Here is a 14,984-nt window from a genome sequence, read left to right on the forward strand (position 1 = left end):
TGTTCCTTTGCGCGGAATGTCCTCCGCCATCGATTCCCGCATCGAAGCCGCCAAAGCCGCCGTCCTGGCCGAGACCGGCCGGCTCCACGCCGAGTTCGGCCGCACGAAGGCACAGATCAAATACGACGGCACCCGCGTCACGCCCGTCGACATCGCGATCTCCGAGGCGATCATGGCGTCGATCACGAAGCAGTTCCCGGAGGACCAGTTCTTCAGCGAGGAGCTGGCGGTCACGGACCACCCGGTGCCGGTCACGGCGCGCTACTGCTGGATTCTCGATCCGATCGACGGCACGAACAACTACGCCAACGGCATCATCTACGTCTCGATCTCGCTCGCGCTGCTCGAGGACGGCGTGCCGGTCTACGGCGTGATCTACGACATGGCCCGCCGGGTCCTGATGCACGGCGGTCGCGATCGCGGCGTGTGGGACGACGGCAAGCCCGCGCGCGTGGCGCCTGAGGCGCCGCACGGCCACAGCCTGATCGGTTTCCACTCGCCGGTGGAGAAGAGCTACGCCGCCGAGGGCAAGCGCCTCATCGAGACCTTCAAGATCCGCGGCCTCGGCAGCAGCGCGCTGCACCTGGCGTATTGCGCCACCGGGCATCTCGACGGCGTCGTCGAGCACAACAACAAGCTCTGGGACATCGCCGCGGCCGCCGCGATGATCGAGGAGGGCGGCGGCAAGCTGGATTACCTCACGCCGACGCCGTTTCCGCTGAAGGAATTCTGGCTGAAGAGCCCGCGCGTCCAATACCTCGCCGGCAACGCCGCCATGGTGGCGAAGCTGCACGAGGTGCTCGGCCGCTGATCAGACGCGATATTCCTGCAGCGGCACCGGATCGAGGAGCTTGGTGTGCGGGAGCTGCTCGGCGAGCTGCTGCATGAACCACGCCCGGGCGGGCGGGTCGCCGTGGGTGACGACGAGGGAGCGCGGCTTGGTCGTGACGGCGAAGTCGAGCAGCTCCTCGCGGTCGGCGTGGCCGGAGAGATCGAAGCGCTCGATGTGGCAGCGGATCTTCGTCTTCACGTTCGCCGCATCGAAGAGGAAATCGTCGCCCTTCTTCGCCGCCAGCAGGCGGCCGCCGGCGGTGTCGGGATCGCAGTAGCCGACGAAGCAGATCGAGTTCTTCGCGTTGCCGGCGAGGGCGGAGGCGAGGACGTAGGACGGCGTGTTCTCCACCACCATGCCGGAGCTGACGACATAGATGCCCTGCTGCGGCGGCTGCTTGCCGGGCTGGAGGTCGCGCGGGGTCTTGCGGATGCCGAGGTCCTTCAGGATCGTGCGCGTGAAGTGCACCTGGCCGGTCTTCTTCGCGATCTCGTCGAAGTAGTCGCACAGGTCCATGCCGAGGCCGGAGGCGAAGATGGGCGACTCGACCAGCTTGCCGAACTTCTTCGCGTCGTGGAGCACGGCGAGGATTTCCTGCATGCGGCCAAGAGCGAAGACGGGGATGAGCACGGAGCCGTCGCGCTGGAGCGTCTCGTTGATCGTGTCGACCAGTCGCGTGACCTCGCGGAGGCGCGAGTGATCGGCGGGGCGCTCGGTGGCGCCGCGCGTGGTCTCCATCACGAGGGTGTCGTAGTGGGCGTGGGGGAACTTCGCGGGGTTCAGCGTGCGCTGCGCCTCGAAGAGGACGTCGCCGGTGAAGAAGATGCGGCGGTGCTTGTGCACGATCTCCACGCCGGCGGCGCCGACGATGTGGCCGGCGGGGAAGAAGGTGAACTCGATCTCGTCGCGCCGGCCCGAGAATTTCTTCGGGTTGTTGAAGCCGTGGGCGTGCAGCCGGGGCATCAGGCGGTCGATCTCGTCGTGGGTGAAGAGCGGGTAGTCCATCACGCCCTTCTCCTCGCGCTCGCGCACCATGACGTTGGCGGAGTTGTGCAGCATGCGGTCGATGATCATGCGGCTGGGCTGCGTCATGACCACGGGCACGCCGGGGTGCTCGCGCATCAGGATCGGCAGCGAGCCGATGTGGTCGAGGTGGCAGTGCGTGATGATGATCAGGTCGAGCTCGACGCCCCGCAGCGGCGTCAGGTCGGGGGCGGCCTGGCGTCCGACCTGTTTCGGATGCAGGCCGCTATCGATGACGAAGTGGAAATCGCCGAGCTGGCAGTAGAGGGAGTTGGCGCCGATGCCGCCGTCGCGATTGAGATCGATGAGCTTCATTGCGGGCCTGCCAAGGAGGCGCACGCGCCGGGCGAGCGCAAGTTAAAGCGCAGCACGCAGGGGCGGGGCGCGGGGCGGCTCACACCGGGGGATCTCGAGCGCGAAGGACGGGATGCGCACGAAGACGTGCGCGCCGAACTCGTCGACACCGTGGAAACTCCCGTGCACGCGCGCGTCGGTGGCGGTGACGTGGTAGCTGTTGTAGGAAAAATGCTCGCCCGGCGCCAGGCGCGGGGTCTCGCCCACGATGCGGTCGCCCTCGATCACCAGGCGCGTGCCGTCGTCGTGCTCGACGACCCATTTCCGGCCGAGCAGGGTGACGGTCCGGTCGGCGTCGTTGTGGATCGTGAGGTAGTAGATGAACGCGTGCGGACGGTCGGGCGGCAGCTCGTCGCCGCCGTGCCGGTAGACGAGTTTATCTAATTCGACGCGAAGTCCGGGTAATTCCAGCGGGGCGGCGGGCATTAGGCGTTGAGCGAAATTTCGCAGCGAGGTTGAATCGTTTTACCGGAGGAACCCATGAAGAATATCGCGGAGCTCGCGAGGGAGATTGGGATCGCGGAAAAGCATCTCCTGCTTTTCGGCCATGACAAGGCGAAGGTGGCGCTGGCGGCGCTCGCCGACCAGCCGCCGCGCGGGAAACTGATCCTGGTGTCGGCCATCACGCCGACGCCGGCGGGCGAGGGGAAGACCGTGACGTCGATCGGTCTCGCCCAGGGCATCGCCAAGCTCGGCAAGCGCGCCGCGCTCGCCCTGCGCCAGCCCTCGATGGGGCCGGTCTTCGGCCGCAAGGGCGGGGCCACGGGCGGCGGGCGCAGCACGGTGCAGCCGGCGACGGACATCAACCTGCACTTCACGGGCGATTTCCACGCCATCACCTCCGCGCACAACCTGCTGGCCTCGATCATCGACAACCAGCTCTACCTGCGGCAGACGCGGCTCACCCCGACGCAGGTGCTGTGGAAGCGCGTGCTCGACGTGAACGACCGCGCCCTGCGCAACATCATCGTCAACCTCGAGGCCAAGGCCGGCGAGCGCCGCAGCGGCTTCGACATCACGGCGGCGTCGGAGATCATGGCGATCCTCTGCCTGAGCGAATCGATGGCCGACCTGCGCGAGCGCCTCGACCGCATCGTGATCGGCTTCACCACCGAGGGCGTGCCGGTGCGCGCCGCGGAGTTTCGGGCGACGGGCGCGCTGCTCGCGCTGCTGCGCGACGCCATCAAGCCCAATCTCGTGCAGACGGTCGAGGGCGTGCCGGCCTTCGTGCACGGCGGGCCGTTCGGCAACATCGCGCACGGCTGCAACTCCGTGCTCGCGACCCGCATGGCCCTCGCGCACGCCGATTTCGTCGTCACGGAGGCGGGTTTCGCCTTCGACCTGGGCGGCGAGAAGTTCATCGACATCAAGTGCCGGCAGAGCGGTCTCAACCCCGACGCGATCGTGATCGTGGCGACGGTGCGCGCGCTGAAGCTCCACGGCGGCGCGCCGGCCACGGAGCTCGCGCGGCCGGATTTCGCCGCCCTCGAGCGCGGCCTGGCCAACCTCGAGGCGCACGTGACCGCAGCGCGGAATTTCGCCCGCCCGGTCACCGTCGCGCTGAACCGGTTCCCGACCGACGCCGAGGACGAGCTCGTGCGCGTGCGCGCGTTCTGTCACGCGCTGGGCGTCGAATGCGAGATTTCGGAGGTGTTCGAGAAGGGCGGCGAGGGCGGCCTGGCGCTCGCCGAGACGGTGCTGCACTCGATCCTGTCGAGCACGCCGCCGCTGCAGTTCACCTACCGCGACGAGCAGCCGATCCGGGAGAAGATGGAGGCGATTGCCAGCCGGTTCTACGCCGCCGACGGCGTCGAGATCCTGCCCGCGGCCGAGATCAAGCTGGGGCTGCTCGAGATCGCGGGCTTCGGCAAGCTGCCGGTCTGCATGGCCAAGACCCAGAACTCGCTCTCCGACGACCCCGAGAAGCTCGGCCGGCCGCGCGGCTTCAAGATCACCGTCCGCGACTTCGAGCTGGCGGCCGGCGCCGGCTTCGTGGTGGCGCTGACCGGCCAGATGATGCGCATGCCGGCGCTGCCGAAGGTCCCGGCCGCGGAGCGCATCGACGTGGACGCGAACGGGGAGATCGTGGGAATTTCGGGCACCTAGCCCGACGCCTACCCCGGCCGCCGGACCGCCACCGATGCCGGTGGGCCGCCCGGCGGCTGCGCCGGCGCGTCACGGGAGGTTTTCCCGCTTGCCAGCCTCCGTGCCGCCCGAGTCTCTAGATTAATGGCTAAGCTCGCGCTCCTTTCCGTCTCCGACAAACGCGGCCTGGTGGACTTCGCCACGGCTCTCGTCCGTTCCCACGGCTACCAGCTGCTGTCGACCGGCGGCACCGCCAAACTGCTCGCGGAGGCGGGGCTGCCCGTCACCGAGGTGAGCGCGCACACGGGCTTCCCCGAGATGATGGAGGGCCGCGTGAAGACGCTGCACCCGAAAATCCACGGCGGCCTGCTGTGCCGGCGCGACAAGCCGGACCACCTCGCGGCGGCGAAGGAGCACGGGATCGGCCTCATCGATCTCGTGGTCGTGAACCTCTATCCGTTCGAGCAGACGGTGGCGAAGCCGCACGTGGAATTCGAGGAGGCGATCGAGAACATCGACATCGGCGGCCCGTCGATGCTGCGCAGCGCGGCGAAGAACCACGAGAGCGTCACCGTCGTCTGCGACCCCGCCGACTACACCGGCGTGCTCGCGGCGCTGGCGGCGGGCGAGGGGAGCGCGGAGCTCAAGGCGCTCCGGCGCAAGCTCGCGCTCAAGGTCTTCCAGCGCACCGGCGCCTACGACACCGCGATCGCCAAGTATCTCGAGACGCAGCAGGACGAGCCGGACCTCGAGGCGCTGAGCGGCTTCCCGGCGACGTTCACGCTCTCGCTCAAGAAGGCACAGAGCCTGCGCTACGGCGAGAATCCGCACCAGAAGGCCGCGCTCTACGGCACGTTCCACGAGCACTTCCAGCAGCTGCAGGGCAAGGAGCTCAGCTATAACAACATTTTGGACATCACCTCGGCGACCTACCTGATCGGCGAGTTCGAGAAACCGACCGTCGCGATCCTCAAGCACACGAACCCGTGCGGCGTCGCGAGCGCGGACACGCTGCTCGGCGCATGGGAGAAGGCCTACGCGACGGACCGCCAGGCGCCCTTCGGCGGCATCATCGTCGTCAACCAGACCCTCGGCCAGGACGTGGCGGAGCAGATCAAGGACATCTTCACCGAGGTGATCATCGCACCGCGCTTCAGCGACGAGGCGCTGGCGATCTTCGCCAAGAAAAAGAACCTCCGCCTCATGATCGCCAAGGGCGGCATCGGCGCCGACGCGCTGCAGGAGGTGCGCTCGGTCGTCGGCGGCGTGCTCGTGCAGGACCGCGACCGCTCGATGGAGCGGATCACTGGCTGCAAGGTCGTGACGAAGCGCCAGCCGACCGCGGAGGAGTGGGACGCGCTGCTCTTCGGCTGGAAGGTCTGCAAGCACGTCAAGTCGAACGCCATCGTCTACTGCCGCGGCGAGCAGACGCTCGGCGTCGGCGCCGGGCAGATGGCGCGCGTCGACAGCTCGCGCATCGCGGTCTGGAAGGCGGGCGAGGCGAAGCTCGACCTGAAGGGCTCGGTCGTCGCCAGCGAGGCGCTGTTTCCGTTCCCCGACGGCCTGCTGGCCGCCGCCGATGCCGGCGCCACGGCCGCGATCCAGCCGGGCGGCGCGATCCGCGACGAGGAGGTCATCAAGGCCGCCGACGAGCGCGGCATGGCGATGGTCTTCACCGGCGTCCGCCACTTCAAACACTGAGCGGCGCGCGCCGTGCGGAGGCGGGCGAGGGCGGCGGGCGCATGAGCGCGCCGCAGCTCCCGTGAAGCGCCTCTACCAACGGCCAAGCCGGCCGCTTTCGGCTGGCGAGCGCCTCCGGGCTGGGCCAAGTTGCGGACATGTTCGACCCCGTTGAAAAACTGAAGGAATACGTCCGTCACGCCAGCGTCTCCGCCGATCCGAAGTTCAAGGACGGCATGGTGGGCGCGCAGGAGTTTCTGATTTCGTTGTTCAAGGAGATCGGCTTCAGCGTCGAAGCCGTCCCGACGCAGCTGCACCCGGTCATCGTCGCCAAGCGCATCGTCAACACGACGTCGCCGCACGTGATCATCTACGGCCACTACGACGTGCAGCCGCCCGATCCGCTCGCCAAGTGGGACACGCCGCCGTTCGAGGCCACGATCAAGGGCAACCGTATCTACGGCCGTGGCACCGCCGACAACAAGGGCCCGCTGTTGGTGCACGTGACCGCCGTCGGCCGCCTGCTGGAGGAACAACCCGATCTGCCGCTCAACATCACCTTCGTGGTCGAGGGCGAGGAGGAGATCGGCTCGAAGAACTTCAAGAGCTTCCTCCGCGCGAACAAGCACCGCCTGGACGCGGACTTCATTTTCATGTCGGACAACGGCATCCCGTCGCCCGACCAGATGGTCGTGACCGTCGGCCTGCGCGGCATGCTCGCGTTCGAGATCGAGCTGACCGGTCCGAAGTCGGACCTGCACTCCGGCATGCACGGCGGCGTGCTGCTCAATCCGCTGCAGGCGCTCGCCGAGCTGTGCGCGTCGCTGCACACGCCGGACGGCCGCGTGAACATCCCGGGCTTCTACAACAAGGTCGTCGAGCCCGAGGGCTGGGAGCGCGCGCAGCTCAAGAAGGCGGGCATGAAGAAGGACGCCTACCAGAAATTCCTCGGCGTGCCGAAATTCCACACGCCGCCCGGCTACACGCCGTTCGAGGCCATCCGTTTCCTGCCCACGCTCGAGTTCAACGGCTTCAGCGGCGGCTACCAGGGCGAGGGCACGAAGACCGTTATCCCGAGCAAGGCCTCGGCGAAGGTCACCTGCCGTCTGGTGCCGAATCAGACGCCGGAGAACATGAAGAAGCTGATCTTCGACACGGTGAAGAAGCGCTGCCCGAAGGGCGTGACGATCAAGATCACCGAGCAGCACGTCGCGACGCCCTACGTCGTCATCCCGCCGGATCGCTCGAACACGCCGAAGAACCAGTCGCCGAAGCTCGCCGCGTGCTTCCGCGCGCTCGACAAGGCGACAAAGGAAGTCTGGGGCAAGGAGCCGCTCTACCTCCGCGAGGGCGGCAGCGTCGGCCTGATCGCCGACATCAAGACCGTGCTCGGCCTCGATGCGGTCATGATGGGTCTGTTCCTGCCCGAGGACAACCTGCACGCGCCGAACGAGGGGTTCGACCTCCGCGTGATGAAGAAGGGCATCGAGACGAGCCAGCGCGTGCTGCGCGAACTTGCCAAGGGCTGACGGTTCCCGCGATCCCGGTTGCGATTTTCCAGCGGCGCCTCGCGGCGCCGCTTTTCTTTGGGGTCGGCGAGGGGAGCCGGCGCGAAAACAAAAAAGCCGCGGCGAACCGCGGCTTGGGAAGCGGGAGGCGCGGGACGCGCTTACTTCGTCAGCTCGATGAAGTCGACGCGGCGGTCCTTGGCCCACTCGGCGTCGGTGCCGCCCTGCTTGGCCTCGGTCGAGCCCTTGGAGAGGATCTCGAGGCGCTTCGGGTCGATGCCGAGGTGCTCGAGGTAGCGGCGGACGGCGTTCGCACGGCGATCGCCGAGGCCGAGGTTGTATTCGGCGGTGCCGCGCCAGTCGCAGTGACCTTCGAGGACGAGGCGCTTGTCGGCGTTGTCCTTGAGCCACTTGACGGCGCCCTCGATCTTCGCGCGTTCCTTCTCCGGAACGGCCGAGCGGTCGAATTCGAAATAGACGGGCTCCACGACGCTCTTGCCGAAGGGGGTTTCAGTCGTGCGGGGAACGAGATCGGTGTTCGGCGCTTGATCCTGCGGGATGGCAACCGAGTTCGGATCGATGGTGTTGCCCATCTGATTCGCGCCCGCGTTAGGGTCGCGCACGGGTTTCTTGGAGCAGGCCGCGAGCAGCAGCACGGAGCCGGCGAGCGCGACGCTGAGGAGCTTCTTGAGATGCTTCATGGAAAGGGAGACGAGGATGGCGGAGTTAACGATTAACCGCCGGGACGCGGCAAGAATTAAAACCCCGCGCGTGCCGTCATCACACCCACGCCTGGGTGCGGTGGTCGATGAGACCGATCTCGAGGGCGTAACGGGTGAGGCTGGCGACGTCGTGCAGGTTGAGCTTCCGCATCAGGTTGGTGCGGTGGTTGTCGACCGTCTTGACGCTGATGCCGAGCTTCTGGGCGATTTCCTTGGTGCTGTGGCTCTCCGCCACGAGCTTGAGGATCTCGCGTTCGCGATCCGTCAGCAGATCGGCGCCGGAAGTGGGGGAGTTGTTCGCGACGACGTTGCGCAGCAGGGCGGCGACGCCGGGGCCGAAATACGTGCCGCCGTTCGCGACGGTCTCGAGGCCCTTCTTGAACTCGGTCAGGCCGGCCGTCTTCTCGACGAACCCGTGCGCGCCGGCCTCGAGCATCTCGCGCACGAGCGCGGGACTCTCGTAACCGGAGAAGACCATCACGCGCGTCGTCTTCAGCTGCTTGGCGATGCGGCGCAGGATGTCGACCCCGCTCAGGCCGGGCAGGCGCGCGTCGAGGACGATGACGTCCGGCTTCAGCTCGAGGCAGAGGTTGCAGGCGGCCTGGCCATCGCCGGTTTCGCCGACGATCTTGTAACTCGGGTCGATCCGAAGAATTTCCGCGAGCATCTCGCGAATGGCGGTTTGGTCTTCGACGATGACGATGCGTTTGACTTGGGGAGGCGTAGCCACGTGCGGGTGAGAGAAATGCCTGAGGCTTAGTTAGGTAAAACTTTGCGGAGGTAAGACAAACAGACCTAAAAACACAACCCGGATGTTTTCCGAGGCTGGGTTCACAAGTTTTTCAAAAGGTGGTGGGTCGACTGGGATTCGAACCCAGAACCAACGACTTAAAAGGACGCTGCTCTACCATTGAGCTATCGACCCGTTACCCGAGGAAGGCGGCAGTTTATTTTTTCAGTTGGGGGCCAACGCAAGAATTATTTGGCAACGGACGCGCGGCTGCTCACCGTAGCGCGCATCAGTCGGCTGCCGTGGATTTAGCACCGCGGCGCCCGGGAGCAAAAACTGTGGGAACAATTCACAACTTTCCTGATCCAAACGAGCCTGAGCACATGACAGCCAAGGCCCAAGAAGTCGCATTGGATCGCATGCTGGTGGAACGCTTCAAAGGCGGGGATTCCGCCGCGTTCGACCAGCTCGTTTCGCGTTATTGGGATCGCATCTACGCGATGGTCAATCAGCTCCTGCGCAACCAGCAGGATGCCGAGGAGGTCACCCAAGACGCCTTCATCCGCGCCCACCGCGGGCTCACGAATTTCCGCGGCGAGTCGGCGTTCTCCACGTGGCTCTACCAGATCGCCACGAACCTCGCCCGCAACCGCTACTGGTATTGGTGGCGGCGCAAGCGCGACCAATCCATCTCGTTCGACGCCCCGCTGGGCGCCGACAACGACACCACCATCGCCGAGCTCATCCCGGCCGAGCAGGAGACGCCCGAGGATGCCACTGTCACGCAGGAGTTCGTCAGCCGCGTGGCCGAGTGCATGGAGGAGCTGAACGAGAAGCACCGGGAGATCCTGATCCTGCGCAACGTCCGGAATCTTTCTTACGAGGAAATCGCCGAGATTCTCGGCATCAGCGTCGGCACGGTCAAAAGCCGCATCGCCCGCGCCCGCGAAAGCCTGCGCGAAAAACTAGGGGAGGAATTTCAGCAATGAAGGACACACGTTTCACGGAACTGGTTAACCTCTACATCGACCGGCAAGCTTCGCCGGCAGAGGTCGCCGAGCTGGAGTTGGAGATTCAATCCAACCCGCGGCGCCGCCAGGTTTACCTGCAATACTGCCGGATGCACCGCGCCACCAAGCTCGTCTACGAGAGCTTCCGCGCGCAGTCCGAGCAGGCCGGCCAGCCGGTCCACGCGCCCGCCAGCATCGAGCACATCCGCGGCCGCGTCCGCCAGCGCCGCCTGCGCTGGGCCTACGCGGCCAGCGGTCTCGCTGCCGCGGCGTGCGTGGCCTTCGTGGTCATGCGCTCGAACCTGACCGGCACCGATGCCACCGTGTCGCCGGCCCTCGCGGCCGCGCCATCCGCCCCCGCGGCGGCGGTCGCCGTCGCCCAGCCCGCGCCGGCGCCGGCCGCGACGGAAACGCCGCGCAAGGTGGAGCTCCCGAGCGCCACCATCCCGTCCCGCGACTACACGGCGCTCTTCGCGTCGCTGCGCCAGGAGGAGGAGCGGCTGCTCTCCCTGCAGAACGGCACCAGCGCGCCGCGACTGAACTCGCTTTTTGACGACGGCGTCTTCGACGAGCGCAACGCGCTGCCCAACCGCGCCAACACGCTCCCGAACCGCAAGAACCCGCGCCTGCAGACGGAGTTCACGGCGTTCCAGTTCCAGCGCTGAGCATCCGCCAGTCCGCAGACTGCCAGCCCGCGTCGACCGACGCGGGCTTTGTTTTAGCCGAGCGCCTTCTTGATCAGCGCCTCGGTCGTCGCCGTCGGGCCGAGTGCGACCCACGCCTGCCGCACCGACTTGTCGGCATCCGCCGCCTTGTAGCCGAGGGCGACGAGGGCCATGACCGCATCGCGAACCTTGTTGTCCGCGGGCGCCGGGGACTCGCCCGCGCCGGCGGGCGCCGCGACCGCCACGGTCGCACCCAGCTTGTCGCGCAGTTCAATCACCAGGCGTTCGGCCGTCTTCTTGCCGATGCCGGGGCACTTGGCGAGGAGGGCGACGTCGCCCGAGGCGATCGCTCCCTGCAGCACGGGCAGCGACAACTTGCTGAAGATGCTCAGCGCCGTCTTCGGGCCGATGCCGGAGACCTTCTCGACCAGCAGGCGGAAGAAGTCGCGCTCCGCCTCGCTGGCAAAGCCATACATCGTCTGCGAATCCTCGCGGTAGACGACGAGCGTGTGCAGGCGCGCCTGCTGGCCGGCCGGGGGCAGGCGCTCGGCGGTCGTGACCGGGATGAGCACCTCGTAGGCGAGCCCGCCGGTCTCGATCACGGCTTGAAGGGGAGAGGCGCTGACGAGCGTGCCGGTGATGCGCGTGATCATCTCAATCCTTGAGGCCGAGCACGTCCTGCATGTCGTAGACGCCGGGCTTCTGGCCGACGATCCACTGCGCGGCGCGCAGGGCGCCGCGGGCGAAAATCTGGCGGTCGCTCGCCTTGTGCGTGAGTTCGACGCGCTCGCCGAGGGCGGCGTAGATGACGGTGTGGTCGCCGACGACGTCGCCGCCGCGGAGGGCGTGCACGCCCACCTCGGTCGGCTGGCGTTCGCCGGTGATGCCGGAGCGGCCGTGCCGCAGCGCGTCGGCCGCGGCGAGCTTGCGCTCCTCGAGGATGATCTCGAGCAGCCGCGCCGCGGTGCCGCTGGGGGCGTCCTTCTTGAAGCGGTGGTGCATCTCCACGACCTCGGTGTCGTAGTCGGCGCCGAGGATGCGGGTCGCGCGGCGGGTGAGGGCGAAGAGCAGGTTCACGCCGACGGAAAAGTTGCCCGCCCAGACGGTCGGGATCTGCGCGGCGAGGGCGGCGAGTTTCCGCTTCTCGTCGGCCGGATGTCCGGTCGTGCCGATGACGAGGGCCTTCCGCTGCGCGACGGCGAGCTCGATCACGCGGTGGGTCGCGCTGTGCACGCTGAAGTCGACCACGACGTCGCCCTGGGCCATCGCGGCCGCGAGATCGTCGCCCGCGTCGACGGCGGCGGCGACCGGGAGCTTGAGGTCGGCGGCGGCGGCGAGGAGCGCGTGGCCCATGCGGCCCTTGGCGCCGTTGATGATGAGGCGGGGCGTGCTCACTTCTTGGCGGCGAGCGTGTCGAGCACGCCGAAGAGGGTGGAGCGGCTGGCTTCGAGCAACGGGCAGAGCGGCGAGCGCACTTCGTCCGAGGCGATGTGGCCGGCGCGGGCGAGGGCGGCCTTGATCGGGACGGGGTTGGCCTCGATGAAGATTGCCTTGAACATCGGGTAGAGCTTCCGGTGCAGCGCACGGGCCTTGGCGTAGTCGCCGGCGAGCGCGAGCCGGACCATCCTGCCCGTCTCCTTCGGGTAGAGGTTCGAGGCGACGGAGATCACGCCCTTGGCGCCGACGGACATGAAGGGCAGGGTGAGGGAGTCGTCGCCGCTGAGCACCGTGACGGAGTCGCCGCAGGCCTGGAGGATCTGGTCGACGCGGTCGACGGAGCCGCCGGCCTCCTTGACCCAGGCGACGTGGCGGTAGCGGGCGCGGAGCTTTTCGATCACGCCGACGCTGATCTCGACGCCGCAGCGGCCCGGGATGGAGTAGAGGATGATCGGCTTGTCGGTCGCATCGGCGACGGCGCAGAAATACTCGAAGATGCCCTGCTGCGTCGGCTTGTTGTAGTAGGGGGCGACGACGAGCATGGCGTCGGCGCCGGCGCGATCGGATTCCTTGGTCAGGTGGATGGCTTCCTTGGTGGAGTTCGAGCCGGTGCCCGCGATGACCGGCGTCCGGCCGCGCGCGACCTCGATCGTCGCGCGGATGACATCGAGATGCTCCTCGTGATCGAGCGTCGGCGACTCGCCGGTGGTGCCGACCGAGACGATGCCGTCGATGCCGGATTTTATCTGGAAATTAACGAGCGCGCGCAGGTCGTCGTAGGCGACCGCGCCATTCTTGAACGGCGTGACGAGGGCGGTGATGGTCCCGGTGAAGGGGCGGCTGGACTTCATGGAAAGTTGTCTCAACGATTCGGAAGTCCGTAGGCAAAACAAGCTTCGCTGCCGGTTCACGCCCAAAATTCCCCATGAGCACAACGGTCCACACGGAAATCATGAACGATCTGCTGAAGCTCGCCGTCGAGAGCGGCGCGAGCGACATTGTGATCAAGTCCAACAAACCTGGCTACCTGCGCATGGGCGGGCGCCTGCGGGCGGTCGAGATGGATCCGATTACCCACGAGCAGGCCGATGCTTGGGTGACCGAGCACGTGCCGCAGGTGTTCCGGCCGAACTGGGAACGGGACGGGCAGGTGGACTTCGCCTACGCCGCGGCCGACGTCGGGCGCTTCCGCGTCAACGGGTTTCACCAGCGCGGGACGGTGTCGATCGTGTTGCGTCATATCAAGAGCCGTCCGCCGACTTTCGAGGAGTTGAAGATCGAGGGCGAGACGCTGATCAAGCTGGCGCAGGCCAAGGACGGCATCCTGCTCGTGTGCGGCGCCACCGGCTCGGGCAAGAGCTCGACGATGGCCGCGATGCTGAACTGGATTAACCAGAATCTCGACAAGCACATCGTCTCGATCGAGGACCCAATCGAATACACCTTCAGCGACGACAAGTCCGTCTTCCAGCAGCGCGAGATCGGCATCGACGTGCCGAACTTCGAAATGGCGATCAAATCCGTGCTGCGCCAAAATCCCGACATCATTCTCATCGGCGAAATGCGCGACAAGGAGACGTTCGAGACCGCGATCTCCGCCGCCGAGACGGGCCACTTGGTGTTCTCGACGATGCACGCCGCCACCGTCGCCCAGTCGCTGACGCGCCTCTTCGAGTTCTTCCCGCCCGAGCAGATCGCGCAGGCGCGCCGCCAGATCGCCGGCTCGCTGCGGGGCTTCATCTGCCAGAAGCTCATCCCCGCGCTCGAGGGGGGCGGCCGTTTCGCCGCGCACGAGATCATGGTCGCCGACGCGACGATGCGAAACCTCATCCTCGAGGGCCAGAACGACAAGATCCAGCAGCTCCTCGACTCGGGCGCCGACGGCATGTCGAAGTCCTTCAACAAGGACCTCTACCGTCTCATCAAGGAGGGCAAAATCAGCAAGGCCGACGGCCTGCGTTTCTCGCCCAATCCGCAGGCGCTGGAGATGAACCTCAAGGGCATCTTCTTCAAGACGTGAGGCGCTGGATCGCATGGGCCGCGCTCGGCGCCGCCGCGCTCGCCGCCGCGGCGGACGATCCCGACGCGCCGCTCGCGCGCACCAAGGAGCAGCTCCAGTCGCTGAAGAAGGACGAGGCCGCGCAGAAGGCCGGCACCGCCGGCAGTCGGAAGCTCGATTTGCCCCGGTTGGCGACGCCTGGACAGGACCTCGGTCTGCCGCCACCGCGGCGCCCCGACGAAGGCACGAAGGATCGATCGAATCCGGAGACGAGGCAGTGGCTGCTCGAGGGGGTCGAGAAGCTCGATCGCAAGAGCACGTCTGCCAACGGGCGGGACGCCGACAAGCGCGAGCGTGCCGGGGAGCCGCCGCTCGATCCCTCTTCGCCGGATTACTTCCTGCGGCTCTACGAGCGCCAGCGGACCGACACCGAGGCGAAGCGATTGGAGGCGAGCGCGCCGGACCCGGCCGACCTGCAGCGCGCCGCGGCGGACCCGTTTGCTCCGTTCATGAAGGAATGGCTGGCGAACTCGCCCGTGCGCGACGTGCTCAAGGACGCGCTTGGCGGCGCGACACGCGAAGCCGGTCTTCCCGCCGAGGCGGCGCCCGGTGCCACGCCGCCTGCCGGCAGTTCGCCGCTGCCGTCCTTGGACGCCCCGCGCGGCACGGGCGGCAATCCCTTCGTGCAGGCGCTCGGGCTGCCGCCGGCCGACCAGCCGGTTCAACGGGGCGAGTTGCGCCCCCGGTGGCGGAGGTGGCGCCGGTCGCGGCTGCGCCCGCGCCCGGGCCGGCGACGGACACGATTTATAGCCTGCCGGAACGCGCGAAAGTGGACCTGAAGCACGCGCTCCCGCCGCCGCCCGCCGAGGACAAGAAATTCTTCCCCCAGTTGAAGAAATTTTAGGGCTTGGATTCGGCGCGGCGGACCGGTTTAACCGG

At 67.2% G+C, this 14,984-nt stretch carries 15 protein-coding genes and 1 tRNA gene; 8 read left to right on the forward strand and 8 right to left on the reverse strand.

Features of this window, described 5'->3' with window-relative positions; all coding sequences use genetic code 11:
- Positions 1-16: 16 nt before the first annotated feature.
- Entirely contained in the window at positions 17-811 is a 795-nt protein-coding gene (locus ACMYLB_RS12045) for an inositol monophosphatase family protein (RefSeq protein ID WP_415907247.1), read from the forward strand.
- Here the strand turns inward: ACMYLB_RS12045 and ACMYLB_RS12050 are convergent, their stop codons facing one another.
- Both ACMYLB_RS12050 and ACMYLB_RS12055 read right to left on the reverse strand, forming a co-directional pair.
- Positions 812-2,170, reverse strand: a complete 1,359-nt coding sequence (locus ACMYLB_RS12050; protein ID WP_415907248.1) for an MBL fold metallo-hydrolase — start codon at positions 2,168-2,170, stop codon at positions 812-814.
- Positions 2,171-2,212: 42 nt separating this feature from the next.
- Positions 2,213-2,635 (reverse strand): ApaG domain, encoded by a 423-nt coding sequence (locus tag ACMYLB_RS12055; protein ID WP_415907249.1) that lies wholly within the window; start codon positions 2,633-2,635, stop codon positions 2,213-2,215.
- A gap of 54 nt (positions 2,636-2,689) precedes the next feature.
- On the opposite strand from ACMYLB_RS12055, the gene ACMYLB_RS12060 reads away from it, so the two are divergent.
- From ACMYLB_RS12060 to ACMYLB_RS12070, 3 genes are all read left to right on the forward strand, one after another.
- Positions 2,690-4,315, forward strand: coding sequence for a formate--tetrahydrofolate ligase (locus tag ACMYLB_RS12060; RefSeq protein WP_415907250.1), 1,626 nt, complete (start codon positions 2,690-2,692; stop codon positions 4,313-4,315).
- A gap of 123 nt (positions 4,316-4,438) precedes the next feature.
- Positions 4,439-5,995, forward strand: coding sequence for a bifunctional phosphoribosylaminoimidazolecarboxamide formyltransferase/IMP cyclohydrolase (gene purH, locus ACMYLB_RS12065; RefSeq protein WP_415907251.1), 1,557 nt, complete (start codon positions 4,439-4,441; stop codon positions 5,993-5,995).
- A 137-nt stretch (positions 5,996-6,132) separates the two neighbouring features.
- Entirely contained in the window at positions 6,133-7,503 is a 1,371-nt protein-coding gene (locus ACMYLB_RS12070) for a M20/M25/M40 family metallo-hydrolase (protein ID WP_415907252.1), read from the forward strand.
- Positions 7,504-7,643: 140 nt separating this feature from the next.
- On the opposite strand, the gene ACMYLB_RS12075 is transcribed toward ACMYLB_RS12070, so the two are convergent.
- The 3 genes from ACMYLB_RS12075 to ACMYLB_RS12085 form a co-directional block, all read right to left on the reverse strand.
- Complete coding sequence (locus ACMYLB_RS12075) at positions 7,644-8,183, reverse strand: OmpA family protein (protein WP_415907253.1); 540 nt, start codon at positions 8,181-8,183, stop codon at positions 7,644-7,646.
- A gap of 79 nt (positions 8,184-8,262) precedes the next feature.
- Positions 8,263-8,934: a response regulator gene (locus ACMYLB_RS12080; protein ID WP_415907254.1), complete on the reverse strand. Its 672-nt coding sequence runs from the start codon at positions 8,932-8,934 to the stop codon at positions 8,263-8,265.
- A gap of 120 nt (positions 8,935-9,054) precedes the next feature.
- A tRNA-Lys gene (locus ACMYLB_RS12085) sits at positions 9,055-9,129 on the reverse strand.
- A 188-nt stretch (positions 9,130-9,317) separates the two neighbouring features.
- Between ACMYLB_RS12085 and ACMYLB_RS12090 the strand changes: the two genes are divergently transcribed.
- Complete coding sequence (locus tag ACMYLB_RS12090; protein WP_415907255.1) at positions 9,318-9,923, forward strand: sigma-70 family RNA polymerase sigma factor; 606 nt, start codon at positions 9,318-9,320, stop codon at positions 9,921-9,923.
- Positions 9,920-10,609, forward strand: coding sequence for a hypothetical protein (locus ACMYLB_RS12095; protein ID WP_415907257.1), 690 nt, complete (start codon positions 9,920-9,922; stop codon positions 10,607-10,609). The genes ACMYLB_RS12090 and ACMYLB_RS12095 overlap by 4 nt, the downstream gene beginning before the upstream one ends.
- 53 nt (positions 10,610-10,662) lie before the next feature.
- Here ACMYLB_RS12095 and ruvA read toward each other — a convergent pair whose 3' ends face one another.
- From ruvA to dapA, 3 genes are read right to left on the reverse strand one after another with little or no spacing between them, the layout of a single operon-like run.
- A complete protein-coding gene (gene ruvA / locus ACMYLB_RS12100) occupies positions 10,663-11,262 on the reverse strand; it encodes a Holliday junction branch migration protein RuvA (protein ID WP_415907258.1) in 600 nt (199 codons plus the stop codon).
- A gap of 1 nt (position 11,263) precedes the next feature.
- Complete coding sequence (gene dapB, locus ACMYLB_RS12105) at positions 11,264-11,962, reverse strand: 4-hydroxy-tetrahydrodipicolinate reductase (protein WP_415911069.1); 699 nt, start codon at positions 11,960-11,962, stop codon at positions 11,264-11,266.
- Positions 11,963-12,000: 38 nt separating this feature from the next.
- On the reverse strand, positions 12,001-12,897 hold the full coding sequence (dapA, locus tag ACMYLB_RS12110) for a 4-hydroxy-tetrahydrodipicolinate synthase (protein WP_415907259.1): 897 nt from the start codon (positions 12,895-12,897) through the stop codon (positions 12,001-12,003).
- A 74-nt stretch (positions 12,898-12,971) separates the two neighbouring features.
- Here dapA and ACMYLB_RS12115 point away from each other — a divergent pair, with 74 nt between their 5' ends.
- Together ACMYLB_RS12115 and ACMYLB_RS12120 are read left to right on the forward strand one after the other, a co-directional pair.
- Positions 12,972-14,066: a type IV pilus twitching motility protein PilT gene (locus ACMYLB_RS12115; RefSeq protein WP_415907260.1), complete on the forward strand. Its 1,095-nt coding sequence runs from the start codon at positions 12,972-12,974 to the stop codon at positions 14,064-14,066.
- Positions 14,063-14,884, forward strand: coding sequence for a hypothetical protein (locus tag ACMYLB_RS12120; RefSeq protein WP_415907261.1), 822 nt, complete (start codon positions 14,063-14,065; stop codon positions 14,882-14,884). The genes ACMYLB_RS12115 and ACMYLB_RS12120 overlap by 4 nt, the downstream gene beginning before the upstream one ends.
- Positions 14,885-14,984: the final 100 nt, after the last annotated feature.

The sequence above is a fragment of the Oleiharenicola sp. Vm1 genome (genome assembly GCF_047777955.1).
GTDB lineage: Bacteria > Verrucomicrobiota > Verrucomicrobiia > Opitutales > Opitutaceae > Didemnitutus.

Excerpts from the sequence above, each read along its gene's own strand:
- ACMYLB_RS12045 (WP_415907247.1), top strand. The coding sequence starts at position 17 with ATGTCCTCCGCCATCGATTCCCGCATCGAAGCCGCCAAAGCCGCCGTC.
- ACMYLB_RS12050 (WP_415907248.1), bottom strand. The coding sequence starts at position 2,170 with ATGAAGCTCATCGATCTCAATCGCGACGGCGGCATCGGCGCCAACTCC.
- ACMYLB_RS12055 (WP_415907249.1), bottom strand. The coding sequence starts at position 2,635 with ATGCCCGCCGCCCCGCTGGAATTACCCGGACTTCGCGTCGAATTAGAT.
- ACMYLB_RS12060 (WP_415907250.1), top strand. The coding sequence starts at position 2,690 with ATGAAGAATATCGCGGAGCTCGCGAGGGAGATTGGGATCGCGGAAAAG.
- purH (WP_415907251.1), top strand. The coding sequence starts at position 4,439 with ATGGCTAAGCTCGCGCTCCTTTCCGTCTCCGACAAACGCGGCCTGGTG.
- ACMYLB_RS12070 (WP_415907252.1), top strand. The coding sequence starts at position 6,133 with ATGTTCGACCCCGTTGAAAAACTGAAGGAATACGTCCGTCACGCCAGC.
- ACMYLB_RS12075 (WP_415907253.1), bottom strand. The coding sequence starts at position 8,183 with ATGAAGCATCTCAAGAAGCTCCTCAGCGTCGCGCTCGCCGGCTCCGTG.
- ACMYLB_RS12090 (WP_415907255.1), top strand. The coding sequence starts at position 9,318 with ATGACAGCCAAGGCCCAAGAAGTCGCATTGGATCGCATGCTGGTGGAA.
- ACMYLB_RS12095 (WP_415907257.1), top strand. The coding sequence starts at position 9,920 with ATGAAGGACACACGTTTCACGGAACTGGTTAACCTCTACATCGACCGG.
- ruvA (WP_415907258.1), bottom strand. The coding sequence starts at position 11,262 with ATGATCACGCGCATCACCGGCACGCTCGTCAGCGCCTCTCCCCTTCAA.
- dapB (WP_415911069.1), bottom strand. The coding sequence starts at position 11,962 with ATGGGCCACGCGCTCCTCGCCGCCGCCGCCGACCTCAAGCTCCCGGTC.
- dapA (WP_415907259.1), bottom strand. The coding sequence starts at position 12,897 with ATGAAGTCCAGCCGCCCCTTCACCGGGACCATCACCGCCCTCGTCACG.
- ACMYLB_RS12115 (WP_415907260.1), top strand. The coding sequence starts at position 12,972 with ATGAGCACAACGGTCCACACGGAAATCATGAACGATCTGCTGAAGCTC.